The organism is Oceanospirillum linum (assembly GCF_001995095.2).
GTDB lineage: Bacteria > Pseudomonadota > Gammaproteobacteria > Pseudomonadales > Halomonadaceae > Oceanospirillum > Oceanospirillum linum.
In genome coordinates this window covers 1-18,160 of the sequence record NZ_MTSD02000003.1, presented here as the reverse complement: position 1 = coordinate 18,160, position 18,160 = coordinate 1, and the positions used below count along the sequence as shown (strand labels likewise).

11 protein-coding genes are annotated in these 18,160 nt (G+C 53.0%); 8 read left to right on the top strand and 3 right to left on the bottom strand.

The window, feature by feature from the left end; genetic code table 11:
* Nucleotides 1-13: 13 nt before the first annotated feature.
* The 3 genes from BTA35_RS08070 to BTA35_RS08060 form a co-directional block, all read right to left on the bottom strand.
* On the bottom strand, nucleotides 14-1,711 hold the full coding sequence (locus BTA35_RS08070; protein ID WP_078319324.1) for a type I secretion system permease/ATPase: 1,698 nt from the start codon (nucleotides 1,709-1,711) through the stop codon (nucleotides 14-16).
* 346 nt (nucleotides 1,712-2,057) lie between these two features.
* A complete protein-coding gene (locus tag BTA35_RS08065; RefSeq protein ID WP_078319323.1) occupies nucleotides 2,058-2,858 on the bottom strand; it encodes a SapC family protein in 801 nt (266 codons plus the stop codon).
* Between the two features lie 96 nt (nucleotides 2,859-2,954).
* Nucleotides 2,955-4,652 carry a FecR family protein gene (locus BTA35_RS08060; RefSeq protein ID WP_078319322.1) on the bottom strand — a complete coding sequence of 566 codons (1,698 nt, stop codon included), beginning with the start codon at nucleotides 4,650-4,652 and terminating at the stop codon, nucleotides 2,955-2,957.
* 340 nt (nucleotides 4,653-4,992) lie between these two features.
* Between BTA35_RS08060 and BTA35_RS08055 the strand changes: the two genes are divergently transcribed.
* The 8 genes from BTA35_RS08055 (at nucleotide 4,993) to BTA35_RS08020 (ending at nucleotide 17,987) form a co-directional block, all read left to right on the top strand.
* Nucleotides 4,993-5,727 carry a Crp/Fnr family transcriptional regulator gene (locus tag BTA35_RS08055; RefSeq protein WP_078319321.1) on the top strand — a complete coding sequence of 245 codons (735 nt, stop codon included), beginning with the start codon at nucleotides 4,993-4,995 and terminating at the stop codon, nucleotides 5,725-5,727.
* Nucleotides 5,728-5,877: 150 nt separating this feature from the next.
* Nucleotides 5,878-6,633 carry an ABC transporter permease gene (locus BTA35_RS08050; RefSeq protein WP_078319755.1) on the top strand — a complete coding sequence of 252 codons (756 nt, stop codon included), beginning with the start codon at nucleotides 5,878-5,880 and terminating at the stop codon, nucleotides 6,631-6,633.
* Nucleotides 6,623-7,831 carry an ABC transporter ATP-binding protein gene (locus BTA35_RS08045; RefSeq protein WP_078319320.1) on the top strand — a complete coding sequence of 403 codons (1,209 nt, stop codon included), beginning with the start codon at nucleotides 6,623-6,625 and terminating at the stop codon, nucleotides 7,829-7,831. Before BTA35_RS08050 ends, BTA35_RS08045 begins: the two co-directional genes overlap by 11 nt.
* 20 nt (nucleotides 7,832-7,851) lie before the next feature.
* Nucleotides 7,852-9,099, top strand: coding sequence for a glycosyltransferase family 4 protein (locus BTA35_RS08040; protein WP_078319319.1), 1,248 nt, complete (start codon nucleotides 7,852-7,854; stop codon nucleotides 9,097-9,099).
* A gap of 10 nt (nucleotides 9,100-9,109) precedes the next feature.
* Nucleotides 9,110-10,825, top strand: a complete 1,716-nt coding sequence (locus BTA35_RS08035; RefSeq protein ID WP_078319318.1) for a GNAT family N-acetyltransferase — start codon at nucleotides 9,110-9,112, stop codon at nucleotides 10,823-10,825.
* A 1,510-nt stretch (nucleotides 10,826-12,335) separates the two neighbouring features.
* Nucleotides 12,336-14,501 carry a CHASE2 domain-containing protein gene (locus tag BTA35_RS08030; RefSeq protein WP_078319317.1) on the top strand — a complete coding sequence of 722 codons (2,166 nt, stop codon included), beginning with the start codon at nucleotides 12,336-12,338 and terminating at the stop codon, nucleotides 14,499-14,501.
* A 731-nt stretch (nucleotides 14,502-15,232) separates the two neighbouring features.
* Nucleotides 15,233-16,648 (top strand): tetratricopeptide repeat protein, encoded by a 1,416-nt coding sequence (locus BTA35_RS08025; RefSeq protein WP_078319316.1) that lies wholly within the window; start codon nucleotides 15,233-15,235, stop codon nucleotides 16,646-16,648.
* Between the two features lie 886 nt (nucleotides 16,649-17,534).
* Entirely contained in the window at nucleotides 17,535-17,987 is a 453-nt protein-coding gene (locus tag BTA35_RS08020) for an REP-associated tyrosine transposase (RefSeq protein ID WP_078319315.1), read from the top strand.
* Nucleotides 17,988-18,160 lie beyond the last annotated feature (173 nt).

Sequence of the window (18,160 nt, the reverse complement as noted above, 5' to 3'; positions counted from 1 at the left end):
TAAAATTAGAAATTTACGATGCTGCCTGCTGTTTTTGTTGAGCCAAAGCCTGCATCACATCATCTCTGTTACCAAACATCTGCATCGTTCCGTCTTTAAGCACCAGAAGCTGATCGATATTTTTGAGAATAGAAGGCCGGTGGCTGACAACGAGAACCGTTGCACCTTCCTGTTTCAGAATCTGCATCGTATTAACCAGAGCCGCTTCACCCTGGTCATCAAGATTCGAGTTAGGTTCATCCAGAACAATAAATTTAGGCTGACCATAGATCGCCCTGGCCAGGCCAATACGTTGACGCTGCCCACCAGACAGAGCGCCAATCGTACTGCCGATAACCGTGTCGTATCCGTCCGGTAGCTGGAGAATCATCTCATGGACACCGGCTTTCTTCGCGGCATCAACCACTTTCTGCGGATCGACCTCCCCGAAGCGGGCGATGTTCTCACTGATGGAACCATCAAACAGCTCAATATCCTGTGGCAAATAACCCAGATTAGGGCCTAATTCGTCACGGTTATAGTGGTTGATATCAGCACTATCCAGGCGTACCACGCCATTAGCTACCGGCCATAGACCCAGGATAATACGGGAGAGGGTAGATTTACCTGCAGCGCTCGGGCCAACAATACCCACATGATTTCCCGGCTCTACGGTGAACGATATACCTTTCAGAGCTGGCGTTTTAGACCCCGGTGGAATCGCATGAACGTTCTCAATAGTCAGCTTGCCCTCAGGGCGGGGCAGGCTCATTTTCCGTTCGTCCTCAGGAATGGCCAGCAATAACTGATTTAAGCGGCCATAGGATGAACGGGCATTATTGAAACCAGCCCAGGTTCCGATTAACAGATCCAGAGGTGCCAAAGCACGGCCCATCAGAATGGAACCGGCAATCATCATGCCCGGGCTCATTTCATTATTGATAACATAATAAGCACCTAAGCCCAGAATAAGAGACTGGAAAACCATTCTCAGAATTTTACTGAGGTTTGAGAAAACACCGGCCTTATCACTGGCCACTGTTTGTTTGGACAGTACTTCCAGATGTTGCTTATACCAGCGGCCCATAATAGCCGGCAGCATCCCCATCGCATGCAGTACTTCTGAGTTACTGATATTGCTGTTCGCCAGATTTTGCGCTCTGATATTTTCGCCGCTGGCTTCTGTAATTGGCTTGCGGGTGCTTTTTTCATTCGCCACGGCGACACAGAACAGGATGACCCCGGCACAAATCGCAAACCAGCCGAAGGCAGGGTGAAAGACAAACAGCAGACCGATATAGATAGGCATCCAGGGGGCATCAAAGAACGCAAATAATCCGTTACCCGTCATAAATTGACGAACGGAAGCCAGATCGTTCAGAGGCTGAGCGTTGCGCATGTTGGGCTGACGAATCCCCTGCTCAAACATAGCTGAGTAAATTCTCGGACTCAGTGCCTGGTCAAGCTGGTTGCCCACCCGCACCAGAACCCGTGATCGGACCCACTCCAGAAGCCCCATAATGGCAAACATGCTTACCATAATGATGGTCAGATAGACCAGGGTGTCAAAGCTGCGTGCAGCAACAACCCGGTCGTAAACCTGAAGCATATAGAGCGGTGCCGTCAGCATCAGAATATTGATAAAAAGACTGAAAACACCAGCGGCAATAAAGCCTTTCTTACTGGCACGCAAAGCATCTTTTAAGTCGCTTGCTACGCTTTCAACACTCATTGATTACTCTCTTTTAAAGATTTTTGACTGCAATATGTTCTGCAGCGAATCAGACGTTTATAAATATCAGGCTTGTTTATGGTTGAGCAGGTCGAAAGCCACAGCCTCTTGACGTGGCTGTGGTGGCTCTGATTCTCCGCTTTCCATAAAGCTCAATAGTTAAAATAAAGCGTATTGCGAGTCGCTGAAAAACAGGTATTAGCCTATTCATGATGGTTATCAGGAGTAGCATGGGCATCTTCGTGGGAAAGAGACAACATATTGCTTTTTGTCGTGGGAAAGCCTCCTCATAGAAAAGGCTTTCCACCTCGGCCCTGATTTCAATTACCGAAATAACCCCTGCTCATCAGAAACGAAGCAGGGAGTCTTCGTCATCGCCAAAAACCTTTTCCAGATCAAGGTCACTGACTTCAGCTTTATTTTTAGCGCTATGGGCGTGCAGATTGAACAAGCTAACAAGCTCCTGCATACGGTGTTCAGACAGCATCTGAGCATAGGCCAGTCCAAGAGCGCCACGTAGGTTAAGAACCTGTACCTGCTCTGCAGATAGCTCTTTTAGTTTCTTCTCATTAACATGATACAGGCCACTGTGGGGCTCAATCGTTTCAGGCAGGCCATCAACTTTCAGATGCCAGGGTTGAATAACGCCATACTCATCCAGCAGAGATGCCAGCGCTTCTGTCTTCGTGCGCTGCTGATATTGGGACATCAGAAAGTCTTTTACTTTGCCAGCCAGCTCAGAGAGCTTACCTTCAGCATCAAAAAGTGGCTGTGAATTTTCTTCAAGAGCTGATTTGTAGTTATCGCTCTCTTCATCAATACACAAAACCAGCTTATCGCTTTCCTGTAGCGGAATCATACGGAAAGGGAAACCCCGGTATACCGCAGGAACATAGCCACCCAGCCATTTGCCCTGATTGGTGATAAACAGATTCTGGCCCGGATACAAACCCTGCACGGCAACCAGCTGCAGCGGGTCCTGCTCAGATGCACGATAGAAGGCCAGCGTGTAACGTGGTAACAGCTGAGAGATTTCTGCCAGACTAACCGGTGCCAGTGCATCACCCTTGGCAAAACTGTAGTCGGAAATAAGATTCCAGCCTGCGGTCTGATGAGTTTCCGATGATATAGGAGTGTAACGGGCCATAATGTCCTCGAATTAAATAGATTGAATAAACGGTTCGTAAATTGACAAAAGAGTTATAACGTTTGTAACAGTAAACGTATTACCCGAGCGGCGGCCTCAGTCCGATGACTGCCAGGTGGTAATACCGTCAATGGTGCTGTCCAGGTGTGGTACAGATTGTTCAAAATAATATCCGGCTTCCTCAGTATCCAGACTGACCGCCCCGGAAAGGGAGTGGTCTGGTTGTTGGCTGCTGAACAATCCGTTAGCAGATATATCACCGGATGTACTGAAACTGACCTGGCCTGTTTCTTCATGGCTCATCTGAAGGGCGGTGGAGAACTTACCCTTTTCAAAGTCAATTAATAGCTTGCCGCTATCAAAGTTCAGATCAAATTGCTGACCTTTGGCGTAATAAAAAGCGGCCCCCTGCTGTAGCTGAAAGCCCACCGAACCGGGATTGGGGCGAATAGGGTTGATGGTATCGTACAGTTCGTCGGGGCGATAAAGAGCAAAACGTTCGTTAGAGAACACCATATGCTTATCAATGGTGCCACTTTCAATACCCGCCACAACCTGAGTGTCGGTATAGATAAAGTCCGGTGCGTTGAAACGCTGGGGAGCCACCGGTGACTGATAGCTCCAGAGAACACCATCCGGTACAGTGATACCATCAGGGGCTTTCGGGATAATATCGGTGCCAATTTCATCGTCATTAAACTGATTGGATACAGATTCATTGTTAGGGGGCAAGGTGTTAATGCTACCGACAGACGTATTCTGAGAGGCCACCAGCAGGGTATCTTCCTGGGACTGGCCGTTACTGACTCCGTCAATGTCGTCTTGTTCACTGTCAGCCAGGTATTGAGGTTCTTCTGTGCTACTGCTGTCACTTTCAGGCAGGGCTTCTGATAGGTCAGTATCTACCAGAGTATTGTCTTCATTCTCGCTTTCTGACGCTGCCAGCCGTGTTGCCGATGACACTGAGCTATTTTGTAGTGGCAGTGGACTCAGCTGAGCGATCACAGCGTCATTCATCAACAGGTTGGACGTGGCAGGTGTTTCCAGACCCAGCTGCAGCAGCTGCGGGCGGACTGAAACAGAATTCAGTTCAACCAGAAGATTGCTGTTGCCTTTAAGTTCAACGCCGTCTTTTGCACAGGGGCCCAGGGAGAGCGTCTGACACTCACTGGAAAACGGAGAAACAACAATAGCGCCCTCGCTGACAAAGGTTCTGACGGTATCCTGATTCGCCAGTACCGTAAAATCTGTACCCCGAACGCCGATGGCTGCAATGGGTGTATTCAGGCGGAATTTCTGATGGTCATGTTTAGCCGCACTGCCGGATACAGACCGGGCCATCCCCTCTTTAAGATTGAAGCGAACCGCACTCAGCTCAGGGGAGTTGGGGTCATAATTGTAAGTATCAATGGATAATGTACTTTCCGGGCGCATACTCAACAGGGCGTTATCCACAAATCTGAGATGCAGATAGCCGCTGGAATAGGTCGTCAGGGAATCACCGGGATAAAGATTGTCTCCGGTGCTGGCTTTCAGGCGCTCCCCATCCGGCTTCTCAATAATAGCGCGCCCCAGGGCCAGGGTAATTGTGCCCACCGGTTGCTCACTGTGCGCATTCTTGCTGACGCTTGCCGACGGCATCAGGTTTTGGGTGTGTGCCGGGTTCTCAGCGTAAGCAGAAAAAGACAAAATAGCGCCACCCAGAGCCAGTACAAGACCTGATAGCAGGCTGTAGCCGAAGGGTTTATGCTGTTTTCTGTTTGTCAAAGGCAGACGTGCTGTAAGCTGCTGCATAATGATCACCTGAGTTCCCAGTAAAGTTCTGTGCCAGATATGGGGTGTTTTTGCCCGTTATCAAGCCAATTGTCCGGCAAGACGGAATCAAGCCAGTTTAACGCCAGTGAATACTATCATGTCGCTCTTTTAGTTGAGTGATGGTAATCACATGAAATGCCAGAAATTTGTGCTTAAAATAGACGCCGGTTTAAAAGCCCCTGAAAACACATCAATGCTTGTAGGGGGTGGGGTGAGTATTCTGACCAAAAGAGATCAGAGCAGCCCTGCCGGAAAGAAGCCCTGAGCGTAACGCGCAGACAGCTCTTGCCGGTTTTTATGGTGGTCACTAGAGGAATGTATGGCAGTCTCCGTAGAGATTTTGAAGGGCTTTGGTATACTCCGCGAGCTTCCTGAGGCCGCTCTGGCTCAACTGGCTTCGCAATCCGTGCTGAAGCGCTACGCAAGGCGCGAGATCGTCATAGATCCTGGTGAACAGGAGGCCAGTTTATGCTTCCTGTTTGAGGGCAGCCTTCAGGGTGTGGATTTTACCCTGGATGGTCGTGAAGTTGGGCTTTACTTTGTTCGTCCCGGCGATTTTTGCGGTGAAGTCGGATTGTTCGGGGAGCAGACAAACCCAGAGTTTGTGGTTGCACTGGCCAAATCTCAGGTGGTGCTGATGCCATATGCCGCCGTAAGTCAGATTATGTACGAGACCCGCCCTCTGATAGCAGGTTTGAGTGGACGGTTAGCAAAGCGAGTGTCCGAACATACCCGTCAGCGGGCTATTCTGTCCCTGAACAGTATTCCCCATCGTATTTACCGGCAGCTGGTGCAATTGGCCGGACTGGATACACTGCACGGCGATGATGCGGGCAGCATTCCGGTGGATGAGGCAGGTGATGAGTCCTGTATTGATATCGCCTATCCTCCAACTCATCAGGAGATGGCCATTATGCTTAACACCAGCCGGGAAACCGTAACGCGGGTTTTTCAGGCATTACAGGCTGATGGCTTAGTGCAAAGAAACGGTACCAGCAGCCTTTTAATCAAAAAACCTGAAGCACTCTACCAGCTGGCCTACGGTGATAACTGATTCAGTGGCGCAGTTTTAATACCGCAATATATTAAATATTTGTTGATCTTTAGTTAGCCGATAACGGACAGCGAACAGCGAAATCAGCCGAGGATAAATAACGTGAGAGCCTATTTCTGGCCAAGACAGCATGCCGGTCTTCTTTTACAGATGACCCAAAGAGAGATTTTGCAGCGATACCGCGGCTCTTGGCTTGGCATGGGCTGGTCCGTCATCACACCTGTCATGATGCTGGCTGTGTATACCTTTGTGTTTCAGTCGGTTTTTCAGGCCCGCTGGCCCGGAGCCGTGGCAGGTGATAGTGATGGCCTGCACTTTGCTCTGAACCTGTTTGCCGGACTGATTTTCTTTACCTTCTTCACCGATGTTCTCACCAGGGCCCCCGGCGTGATTGCTGCCCAGCCCAATTTAGTGAAAAAAGTTGTTTTTCCTCTGCATCTGCTGCCCTGGATCGCCATTCTGTCCGCAAGCTTTCAGGCGCTGATCAGTTTGGTTGTACTTCTGGTGGGTGTTTTTCTGATGACCGGCACGCTGCCGGATAATGTGCTGTTTTTCCCCCTGTTACTGGTACTGTTTATGCCCTTGCTGCTGGGTTTGGCGTTAGGGCTTTCAGCACTGGGGGTGTATTTCACCGATGCCCAGCATATTGTCACCATACTGACCGCCCCCCTGATGTTCCTGTCCCCGATTTTTTATCCGGTGTCTATGTTGCCTGAGTGGGCTCAGGAGTGGATCTATCTTAATCCGTTAACGCTGATCATAGAGCTTTCCCGCACCGTTTTTCTGGGCAGTCCCTGGCCCGATACCCCGGTACTGGTGCTTTATGGCGTGATCTCCTTAGCTGTGGCTCTGGCCGGTGGCATTCTGTTTTACAAATTACGCCGGGGTTTTTCCGATGTCCTCTGATTCCATTATCGAGCTGACGGATGTCGGCAAAACATATCGTCTCTACCGGAAGCCTTCAGACCGGCTACTGGAGTCCCTGCCTTTTGTAAAACAGAAGTCAGACAGCTTTGTCGCACTTAAACCCTTGAGCCTGAAGATCGGCAAGGGTGAGGTCATCGGGCTTCTGGGGCGTAACGGAGCGGGTAAATCAACGTTATTGCAACTGATCTGCGGCACCCTGCAACCCAGTAGCGGCACCCTGAATGTACAGGGTCGTATAGCCGCTCTTTTGGAGCTGGGTTCCGGCTTTAACCCTGAGTTTACCGGTCGCGAAAATGTATTTTTGAACGGTGCGATTCTGGGGTTAGGGCGTAAAGAGCTGGAAGATCGCTTTGAAGAGATTCACGCCTTCTCTGAAATAGGTGACGCCATTGATCAACCGGTTAAAACCTACTCAAGCGGCATGTTTGTCCGTCTGGCTTTTGCCGTAGCCGTGTGTGTTGACCCTGATATCCTGGTGATAGATGAGGCCCTGAGTGTCGGAGATGGTGCTTTTGCCAAAAAATCCTTCGACCGTATTATGCGTCTGAAAGAGTCCGGTAAAACCATTCTGTTCTGCTCCCACAACCTCTATCAGGTTGAAGCGATCTGTAACCGGGCGATCTGGCTGCATCAGGGTGAAGTCATCGCCCAGGGGGTGCCGGCAGACGTCATCAATAAATATGAAAGCTACCTTTACGGGATTGATCAGGGTGACACCGGAGTACCGGCACCGGAAGTTGCGCCCGGCAACGACCGGCCACAATTCAAAACGGTTCAGATCACTCTGGATGATCAGCCTGCCACCCAAACCCAGGTACCTGTGGGAGTGACCGGGCAGAGCTGTCTTCAGGTTACCGTCAGCTGGAAGGGGGGGGATGGTTATCCGTCACCCTCTTTTGCCGCCACCCTACACTCCGCTGATGGCAAACTGATCGCCAGTGCCGGGTCACATATTGATCAACCCGACTGTCAGGGGCAATCTGCCGAAAAAGAGCTGACCTTAACCCTGCCGCAGCTGCCGTTATTAAAAGGGGAGTACTGGGTTGAAGTTTACCTGTTGTGCGAACAGGGCATCATGTTTTATGACCAGCAGATTCCGGCTGCCCGCTTTAAGATGGACTCCTCAGTGTGCGCCCTGGAGCAGGGTGTGTTTCATATTCCCCGCCAGTGGTCATAGCCGTGCAGGAAACACGCCCCATGAAGTTGCTTATTGTGACCCGGGAAACCAGCAGTGATCGCTCCTATGGATTAGGTAAAACACTGAGTCCGGTTTTAGAACAGTTAGAATCCCGCGGCCACAGCGTGACCTATTATGATAAAAGCGCCACCGACCATCTGCACCGGAAGTGGCAACCGGTATTTGAACGTTACCTGGGTTTCTTCCTGAAAGGTTTGACCCCGGCAATAGCCGAACGCCTGATTCAGGGAATCAGTGCCGCCGCGAAAGCCCTGGGTGAAGGGTACAGCCATGTATGGCTGCACGACCCCTGGTTGGCATTGGGGCTGTATATAGGATTGTTGCGTAAAGGGCGTATCCGCCGCCCTTTTAAGCTGATTATCTCCGAGCATGGCCTGGGCAGTTTTGCCTGGGCTGTTACCCTTGATGGATTACCCATACAGAGCGCCGCCTTCCGGCGTTTAGTACGCCTTGAGCGGCAGTTGCTGCAAAGGGCTGATGCTGTTTTTGTCCCCTCCTATGTCGCCAGAGATGCACTACTGAGAGATCTGGGGCTGACAGACGTTCCGGGTAATCTGCATGTGATGGGCTACGGACGCCCCCGGTTGGAGCTGCCAACACGCCATGCTGCCCGGCGTTACTTTGATCTGCCTTTGGATGATCTGGCCGCCACAGATGTTTCAGGCAGTGTCCCGCTTCCCGCCTCGCCTCCGGTTATTCTGGCATCTGGCCGAATCGCCCCGGTAAAGGCCTTTCCCCTGTTAATTGATGTTATCGCCCGTTTGCAGCAACAGCATGGGCTGGCGGCCCAGCTGATCATTGCCGGAGGTGGCGATAGCACCGCCCTACAGCATCAGGCTGAGGCGCTGCAGCTGGAATACCCGCCTATTATCGGCTTTCAGGAGGATATGGGCTGGTCGCTGGCGGCGGCAGATCTTTATATCAGCACCTGCCCCGTGGAGTCCTACGGACAAGCCAACCGGGAAGCCATCGCAGCCGGTCTGCCCGTTATCGCCCCCGCCAGTGGCGGCAGTGGGGAAGTGTTAGGGCAGGGAGCGCATCTGCTGCCCGTCTGTGACCTCAGTGCTGAAACTGATGCTGTCGCCAGAGCCCGGATCGTTAATACCCTGGCAGCAGAGCTGGCAGATACACTGAGCAACCCTGACCATTATCGCTACTGGCAGGCGAAAGCCCGCCGGGAGGCTGGCCTTTGGCCCGACTGGAGCGATCTGGCAGACATTTATGAAGCCCGCTTAACCGGACTCTGAGGAAGCAATTTTGCCCCGGAATACAGCACAGACCGAAGATCAGTTACCCCCCTTACCTATGCCTGCGCCACTGGACGTTTCCGCCATGGACAAAGTGCTGGTATTTGTGCCTCATCCCGACGACGAATCCATCGGTTGTGGCGGCCTGATCGCCCATCTTTGCCGTCAGGGAACACCCGTACATCTGATATTGGTCAGTGATGCATCCGGGGCGGGCGGCTTACCGGAAGGTGCCGGAGAGCAACGCATCAAAGAGTTTCGTCAGGCGCTGAAACACCTGGGTTCCAGCCTGACGCAGGAATACTGGCGCTTGCCCGATGGCGGGTTACACGCCTGTGATGATCTGCCCCGGCGTATTCAGCGAGCCATCGACCACTATGCACCGACAACACTTGTGGCCCCCTGGTTACGGGATCTGCACACCGACCATTCAACACTGGGACGAACCGTGCTTGATATCGCCCAGGCCCAAACGTTATCGGCAGCAAGGGAACTGATTTTTTACGAGGTCTGGTCGCCACTGCCTGCCACCCACGTACTGGATATTTCCGGGGTATGGCCGCAAAAAAAAGCCGCACTGGCCTGCCATAAGATCGCCCTTAGCTGTGGCAACTACCTCCGGGCGATGGAATCCCTTGCCGCCTATCGCAGCCTTTTAACCGGAGCGATGGCCGCAGAGGGACACTACGCAGAAGCTTACCGTTGCATCGGCCTGGGGACAGAAAAAACAGCACCTGCAGTAAAAGTCCGCTACGCGGTACCCTCAGATGGAGCTGCACTGGCCCGGCTGTTTCAGCGCGTCTTTGGTCAACAGGTGCCCGACAGCTGGTGGCAGGCAAAATATGCCGGACAACCCCATGCCGGATCACTGGCGCAGACCTTCGACGGCGAAATCGTCGCCTACTACGGAGCCATGCACCGGCAGGGGATCTGGCAGGGACAGCCGGTAAATTGTGCCCAGCAGGCAGATGTTATGGTCGCCCCGGAGCATAGATTTGCCACCCGGAGTCAGGGGGTCTTCAGCCGCATCAGCAAACTGTTTTTGCAGGAGCAGCTGGGGCAGGGGCGAACCTATCAGCTTGCCTACGGCTTTCCCACCGAGCGAGCCCTGCAGCTGGGTGTCCGGCTGGGACTGTATCGTCAGGCTGATATGCTCGGCTATTGGGTCTGCGACAACGTATTCAGCCGCCTGGGCGTCAGTTGGCAGGTGCGCTGCCAGCCCTGTCATCAGGTACGTGACTGGCAATGGGTTGATCGGTTGCAGCCCTTTACTGCAGAGCCTCAGCAGACCTTCTGGTTGAAAAAAACCGCAAGCTACTGGCAGCAACGCTACTGCGACAGCCCGCCGCCGGGCAAACATTACCACCTGCTTCGGCTATACCGCTGGGGCCGGATACAGAGTGTTGCCATAGTGCGTCTGGAGGAATCCGGTATCGAGATACTGGATCTGGCTAAAGCAGGAAGCCATCCGGACGCCGGGCAGAAACTTATTTCAGCCGTGATCAATGAAGGCGTGCGCCGGAAACTGCCCCGCACCACCGCCTGGGGCACCCATCTGGCAGTGACAGAGCTAATGCGCCACGCCGAGAGCCTCAGCAACCGCAGCGACAACCGAATCGACAATGCAGGGTTTATGGCACTGCCATCATCGTCACTTGACGCCCCCCTGGCAGACGAAATTCAGGGCCGCTGCTGGATGCTCGGCGGAGATACCGACTTCCGTTAACCGTGCTGTCGCCCTAAAGGACGACCTACGGGGTTGGGTGTTGATTGCTGCCTCGATGTAGGTCGCGGCTTTAGCCCGACGTGTTGTTTTTGTCGCCCTAAAGGACGACCTACGGAACTGTGCAGACGTAGGTCGCGGCTTTAGTCCGACGTGTTGTTTTGTCGCCCTGAAGGACAACCTACAGAACTGTGCAGATGTAGGTCGTGGCTTTAGCCCGACGTATTGTTTTTGTCGCCCTGAAGGACGACCTACAGAACTGTGCAGATGTAGGTCGCGGCTTTAGCCCGACGTGTTTGTTTATGTCGCCCTAAAGGACGACCTACGGGGTTGGGTGTTGATTGCTGCCTCGATGTAGGTCGCGGCTTTAGCCCGACGTGTTGTTTTGTCGCCCTGAAGGACGACCTACAGAACTGTGCAGATGTAGGTCGTGGCTTTAGCCCGACGTGTTGTTTTTGTCACCCTGAAGGACGACCTACAGAGTTGGGCAGATGTAGGTCGCGGCTTTAGCCCGACGTGTTGTTTTTGTCGCCCTAAAGGACGACCTACAGAGTTGGGCAGATGTAGGTCGTGGCTTTAGCCCGACGTGTTGTTTTGTCGCCCTGAAGGACGACCTACAGAACTGTGCAGATGTAGGTCGTGGCTTTAGCCCGACGTGTTGTTTTGTCACCCTGAAGGACAATCTACAGAACTGTGCAGATGCAGGTCGCGGCTTTAGCCCGACGTGTTGTTTTTGTCGCCCTGAAGGACGACCTACAGAACTGTGCAGATGTAGGTCGCGGCTTTACCCCGGCGTGTTGTTTTTGTCGCCCTGAAGGACGACCTACAGAGTTGGGCAGATGTAGGTCGCGGCTTTAGCCCGACGTGTTGTTTTGTCGCCCTGAAGGACAACCTACAGGGTTGGGCAGATGCAGGTCGCGGCCTTAGCCCGACGTATTGTTTTGTCGCCCTGAAGGACGACCTACAGAGTTGGGCAGACGTAGGTCGCGGCTTTAGTCCGACGTGTTTGTTTATGTCGCCCTGAAGGACGACCTACAGAGTTGGGCAGATGTAGGTCGCGGCTTTAGCCCGACGTGTTGTTTTTGTCGCCCTGAAGGACGACCTACAGAGTTGGGCAGATGTAGGTCGCGGCTTTAGCCCGACGTGTTGTTTTTGTCGCCCTGAAGGACGACCTACAGAACTGTGCAGATGTAGGTCGCGGCTTTAGCCCGACGTGTTTGTTCTTGTCGCCCTAAAGGACGACCTACATTAACGCCACGTAAAATATTTACTCCACCTGCCTGTCTTTATTTCCTCTGCTTGCCTACCCGTGTGATGGCTATCACTTCACATAAATTGAAGCGCGGTAAACTTAGCCCATTATTGTTGGACCAGTGTCCGAATTAAGATGTCTATAAATAGCCTGTTTCCATTTGCCGGTTATTTAAAGCCAGCTTGTACATAGCTGACAGACTGACTTAACAGGTTGGCCGTCCGCCGGAATGGTCTTAATGCAGCGCTTAACAGGTTTGAAATGAAACGCCAGACTCAACACAACCGGGCAAAAACGCCCCCATCGTTATCCCTGAATGTCAGTGTTACACCACTGGGATCGCGTCTTGTCGTGTTGTCGATGGTATGTTTGCTGGTTTGGGCGTTTCAGATGTTGTTGGCCGGGCCGGTTAAAACCCTGGAAGAACGTATCGGTGCATTGGGCTGGTCTTTTAATACTCCGGCTGACGCTGTGCCCGAGGCGCTGGAAGAGCGCCTGGTTATTGTCGCCATTGATGAAGAAAGCCTGCAGGAAGTCGGTGCCTGGCCCTGGTCACGGCAGACTCTGGCGCAACTGTCAGACCGCTTACACGAATACGGTGCCGCCAGTCAGGTTTTTGATCTGGTATTCCCTGAGTCCAAACCCGGTGATGATATTCTGAATCAGGTCCTGACCCGTAACCGGGCGGTGATTGGTCAGATTCCTGTGCTGGATGATCGACAGAAAACCCACCGTGCCGGTGTGCTCTCCGGGGCATTGGCTGATGGCTGTTACCCTTCCGCACCCCAGGCCAGAGGCTATCTGGCAAATGCCGCCAGCGTAGTGACCGGTGCATCCGGTACGGTGGCAACCGGTCATATTACCCCGCATATTTCTGCAGATGGTGCCGTTCGTTTTCAGGCTCCGGTGGCCTGTTATCAGGGGAATGCATACCCCTCCCTGGCGCTGTCAATGTTGCTGCATAATCTGGGTGCCAACCAGCTTGAATACCAGCCTGCAAGGCTGCAGAGCGCATCATCTCTATTACAGCCCGCAGCCCGCTTAACGCTGCCGGATTACCCGCTGATTTCCATCCCGGTTGATGAACAGGGTCTGATGCGGGTCAGCTACCAGCGCTCACCGCAAGCCTTTATCTATCTGTCCGCAGCCGATGTATTAGCCGGTCGCGTAAGCCCGGAGCTACTGAATAACCGCTGGGTGCTGGTGGGTGCCACCGCCTTTGGTATGGGTGATCTGGTGCCAAGCCCCTACAGTGGTCTGACGCCGGGTGTTGAAGTACAGGCACGTCTGATCACCAGTATTCTGGATCAGGCTGTACCCTATGCGCCTTCGGGATTGTGGCTCTATCAGGGGCTGAGCCTTGGGCTTATCTTTTTACTGCTGCTGATACTGGCTGCCCGTTCCGGCGACCACCAGCGTATGATCAGTCGCGGTCTCTTTATGGCATCACCCCTGATGATCCCGCTGCTGGCGCTTGCCGGGCACATGACCGCCCTGCAATACCAGCTTTGGCTGGGCTGGACAGACCAGCTGATCTACGGCAGTTCGTCGGCCCTGGCTCTGATCGTGCTGGAGTACCTGCGTAACCGTCATGAGAAACAGCGCCTGTTTGACAACCTGAGCAGCTACCTGCCGGAAGACATTGCCAGCCGGATCGCTTTCCATCAGCCCACCGGACAACTGCAGGCTGAGCGCATGTCCTGCGTGGTACTCAGCGCCGACCTGAGAAACTTCTCCGCCTTCCAGCGCCAGAGCAGTCCTGAAAGTACCGTTCAGCTACTACATGGTTTTTATACCCTGGCCAGTCAGGTTGTTGAGCAGCATCAGGGAACCCTGTTTGAACTAAAAGCTGATGCTCTGCTGGCCATCTGGCCGATACCGGCAGATGCAGATCCGCAGCATAACCAGCAGCAGGTACAAAGCGCCTGGCAAGCCGCCGCCGAAATACAGCAACAGATACAGCCCATGCTGCGTCATGCCCTGGGCGACGAGTTGGAGCCCCTTGGTCTGGGGATCGGCCTTGCCAGTGGTGACGTCATTCGCGGGCAGCTGGGTTCCGAGCGTAACCGGACACCGATTATTCTGGGTGAAGCTGTCAGTCGCGCCCTGGGTCTGCAGCATATGACAGAAGATCTGGCCTATCCGACCCTGTGCAGTACTGATATTCGTCAGCATCTGCCGGAAGATCAGGTTCAGGCCATCGGCCGCTTCCTGCTGCCCGGTAGCCTACGGCCCCAGGCGCTGTTTGCCCCGGATGCAGCATCCCTGAGTCGTCAGGTGCCCCGTGTTGATGAGGTGCCCAGTATTGATGAAGGGAGCGGCGTACAGGATGACGATACCGCTGATCACCAGAAACACGCCGGACAAAAGCAGCTGTCAGGCAGCGAACGGAGGGGAGTCGCTCATCTGGCTGACTATCGACCGTAAACACCCGATCGTTCAGCGGACAGGTGTTTGCAAAGAGATTAATCGCCTTTTTCTTTATAATACAATCGCTTTTAAGCCGGTTCTTTTCTATCTGAGCCGGTTTTTTTTATCTGTCGGAAACCTGCAACAGTGCCGGCTTGCACTAGCTTAGAGCACGATAGACAGTAAAAGACGACTGCTACATAAAACTACAAATTAGTGTCTGAAACGGCAAGTTAGTGTCTGGCTGTACCCCGTCGACTCAGGCATAATTTCGCGCTTGCGTTTCGGACGCTGCGGTGGCGCGTAACAAGGCCGAGCAGTGGACGTGATATCAGGCGCACCGGAAAAACTGCAAAGCTTATCGATCAGCAGAGATAGAGCAGAGGTCATCGGGAACGACCAAAGATAGAGAGTGACCAAAGATAGAGCGTGACCAAAGAGACTTGTCTGGGTTTTCTTCACAGGATAAAGTCTGATAAATCCCGGGTGCCCTTGGATGCGCCCGTCGACAGGAAAAGACCCCGTCACCGACAGGGAGGGTTGCATCACATTAACGTCTTGTTTAAGGCGGCTGACTCAGGGAGCAGCCAGATGTGATAAGCAAAATGTGTAACAGTATGGAGTTCTGATTGGTAACGTCACATCCTACGCCTTGCGTGTACACTGAAACGGCTTTTATTACCCCGTTGCGGCTATGTCGGTCGCTGACAGGGATATTTTCTCACCAGAGCCGGGCTCAGCATATAGCGGTGGCGTCACTGACGATGCCGTTCTCTTTTATCCTTTTTCTTGTTCTGTGGCTTGTTCCTCTCAGTGTCTCAGCGGCCCCCGTCAGAAATCCGGGCCCTCAGCTGCTGAACCATGATCAGTGCCAGAGTATTGTGCAGCAGGTTTTTACCCTGTCTGCATCAGAAAGCTCCCCCGGTGCCCGCTGGGAAAAACGCTTTCAGCTACTGAAACCCTACAAAAGCGCCTGCTATCAGCATGGAGATTTTCTCTCCGTCATGGGGGCCGCAGAACTGAACAACCATCGCCTTTATGACGCCCAGGACACACTGGAGCGCGTACTGATGCTCAACCCCAATCACGGCGATGCCATGATCAACTACGCCCAGGTACTTAACCTGTTGGGGCATACCTTCGCCGCCTACGACCTGAATCAGCAGCTGCTGAAGCGCAAAGACCTGCCGCCGGAAGTGGCAGACTTTGTCTCCAGACGCGACCAGCTCTGGGCCAGTCGCTTTAGCCGCACCGATATTCGCCTGACCACTGCACTGGGCTACGACAGCAACCTGAATACCGCCGCCGACCTTTCCAGCCTAACCCTGGGCAATAGTGCCACTTTGGTACTGGATGAAGAGAGTCAGCCGGTCTCCGGCACCGTCTTTAATCTTAATGCCAGCGTTAAACGCGCCACCGCCCTGGATGATGGCATGCGCCTTTGGCAGGGCAGCCTCTATACCCGCACCGGTGCAGAAGAGCGCCTGCAGGAAAGTCGTTACCGCCATGATCAGCAGCAGCTGGATCTGCACTACAAGCGGCTTTATTACACACGGGGACGCCACAGCCAGAAACAACCGACCCTGGCCTGGGGCTTAACCGGACGCCAGTTCTGGTATAACGGTTCCAGTCTGTACCAGTCCCTGGATCTTCTGTTGGAGCAGCGTCAGCCACTGAATGCCACCTGGGCTGACTGCCGGATAGAAAGTGAGTTTCGTCTATCCCGCCAGCACTACCCCGGCGACCGCAGCCAGGATGCCCTGGATCACAAACTGCAAGGTGGCCTTGAGTGCCAGATCACCCCGCAATTTATGTTGTATAGCCAGGTTAGCATCGCCTTTAACCGCGCCCTTAATGATCGCACCGGCGGCAACCGCCAGATTAAAGACCTTGTGCTAGCCGGGCAGTACCGACAGCAGAAACGGCTCTGGAGCCTTAGCGGACGCTTCGCCCATACCGCCGATCAGAGCGGTTATAGCGCCCAGCTGGACAACGGCAACCCCCGCAGTCAACGTAGCCTGCAGGTTACCGGGCAACTACGACAAATCCTGTCCGGAGACCTGGCGCTGGAATTCAGCCTGACCCGCCTGGTGCAGAAAAGTAATATTGTGCTGTTTGAATACGACGCCGAACGGGTCAGCCTCGCATTGGACTGGCGCTTTTAAATGCAGGTCATGGGTTTTGTAGGGTGCATAAGGCGCGAGGTACGAGCAACGTCATGCACCATATGCCCCGTTCAAAGATAAATTGGCATTTATTGATGGATCCGCGTCGGGCTAAAGCCACGACCTACAGAGCGACAACATAGGCAGCGTTAAATACCGGATCGTCGATTTTGGACGGATCAATGTAGGTCGTCCTTTAGGGCGACAACATAGGCAGCGTTAAATGCCGGATTGGCATTTATTGATAGATCCGCGTCGGGCTAAAGCCCGACCTACAAAAATACGGGAATGGCGTTGCACACCGTGCAATGTAGGTCGTCCTTCAGGGCGACACCGTGGGCAGCGTTAAACGCAGGGCCTGGCGATTATCGATGGATCCGCGTCGGGCTAAAGCCCGACCTACAAAAATACGGGAATGGCGTTACACACCGTGCAATGTAGGTCGTCCTTTAGGGCGACACCGTGGATCAGAGTAAATAGCGATCTTTTGTGCATTTTGACAGGTTCTCGACGGGCTAAAGCCCGACCTACAAAAATATGGGAATGGCGTTGCACACCGGACAGTGTAGGTCGTCCTTTAGGGCGACACCGTGGGCAGCGTTAAATGCCGGATTGGCATTTATTGATAGATCCGCGTCGGGCTAAAGCCCGACCTACAAAAATACGGGAATGGCGTTGCACACCGTGCAATGTAGGTCGTCCTTTAGGGCGACACCGTGGGCAGCGTTAAATGCCGGATTGGCATTTATTGATAGATCCGCGTCGGGCTAAAGCCCGACCTACAAAAATACGGGAATGGCGTTACACACGGGACAATGTAGGTCGTCCTTTAGGGCGACAACTTCTATATTTGTCTTTATATAAAGCAAAAATGGATGGATGGGTTATGTCATGGAATGATTTAAGAAAAGGTCGGTTATCACAGTGTGGTGGTGAGTATTTTATTACGTTTACGACCTTTAAGCGCCAGGTTTTATTCGATGATTTTGATTTAGCCAGGGTTTTTTGTCAGCAGATTGCGTTGAATGAACAGGCTTGTAGTTGCCGTTGGTTTACCTGGGTGTTAATGCCAGATCATTTTCATGGCTTGCTACGTTTGGGCGGTTCGGGTATAGATCTGTCTTCAGTGGTTGGCAGGCTTAAGGGAAGCAGTGCTTATGCTTTGAACAGATGTAAAGGCAAAAGTAGCAAAGTATGGCAACCATCATTTTATGATATTGCGTTACGGCATGAAGACAACCGAAAGGAGATTGCCCGGTACATTGTTGCAAACCCGTTAAGAAAGATGCTTACCCAATCAGTAAAAAATTACCCTTACTGGAACTCGGATTTTTTATAAAACGGACATCACATGTCGGGCTAAAGCCACGACCTACGCCCTTCTTGTAGATACCATCTCTCCGAACCGTCCGTAAAGGGTTAGCTAACCACTTGCGGGCGGTATTCGCTTTGATGTTTTACAACGCCAAAACAAATCTGTACCAACTTACGCATTCCGGCTCCTAAAGCCTG

What these genes read in the sequence shown, in the direction of transcription:
- BTA35_RS08020 (WP_078319315.1), top strand. Translation starts at nt 17,535, where the DNA reads ATGTCATGGAATGATTTAAGAAAAGGTCGGTTATCACAGTGTGGTGGT.
- BTA35_RS08060 (WP_078319322.1), bottom strand. Translation starts at nt 4,652, where the DNA reads ATGCAGCAGCTTACAGCACGTCTGCCTTTGACAAACAGAAAACAGCAT.
- BTA35_RS08065 (WP_078319323.1), bottom strand. Translation starts at nt 2,858, where the DNA reads ATGGCCCGTTACACTCCTATATCATCGGAAACTCATCAGACCGCAGGC.
- BTA35_RS08045 (WP_078319320.1), top strand. Translation starts at nt 6,623, where the DNA reads ATGTCCTCTGATTCCATTATCGAGCTGACGGATGTCGGCAAAACATAT.
- BTA35_RS08030 (WP_078319317.1), top strand. Translation starts at nt 12,336, where the DNA reads ATGAAACGCCAGACTCAACACAACCGGGCAAAAACGCCCCCATCGTTA.
- BTA35_RS08070 (WP_078319324.1), bottom strand. Translation starts at nt 1,711, where the DNA reads ATGAGTGTTGAAAGCGTAGCAAGCGACTTAAAAGATGCTTTGCGTGCC.
- BTA35_RS08040 (WP_078319319.1), top strand. Translation starts at nt 7,852, where the DNA reads ATGAAGTTGCTTATTGTGACCCGGGAAACCAGCAGTGATCGCTCCTAT.
- BTA35_RS08050 (WP_078319755.1), top strand. Translation starts at nt 5,878, where the DNA reads ATGACCCAAAGAGAGATTTTGCAGCGATACCGCGGCTCTTGGCTTGGC.
- BTA35_RS08055 (WP_078319321.1), top strand. Translation starts at nt 4,993, where the DNA reads ATGGCAGTCTCCGTAGAGATTTTGAAGGGCTTTGGTATACTCCGCGAG.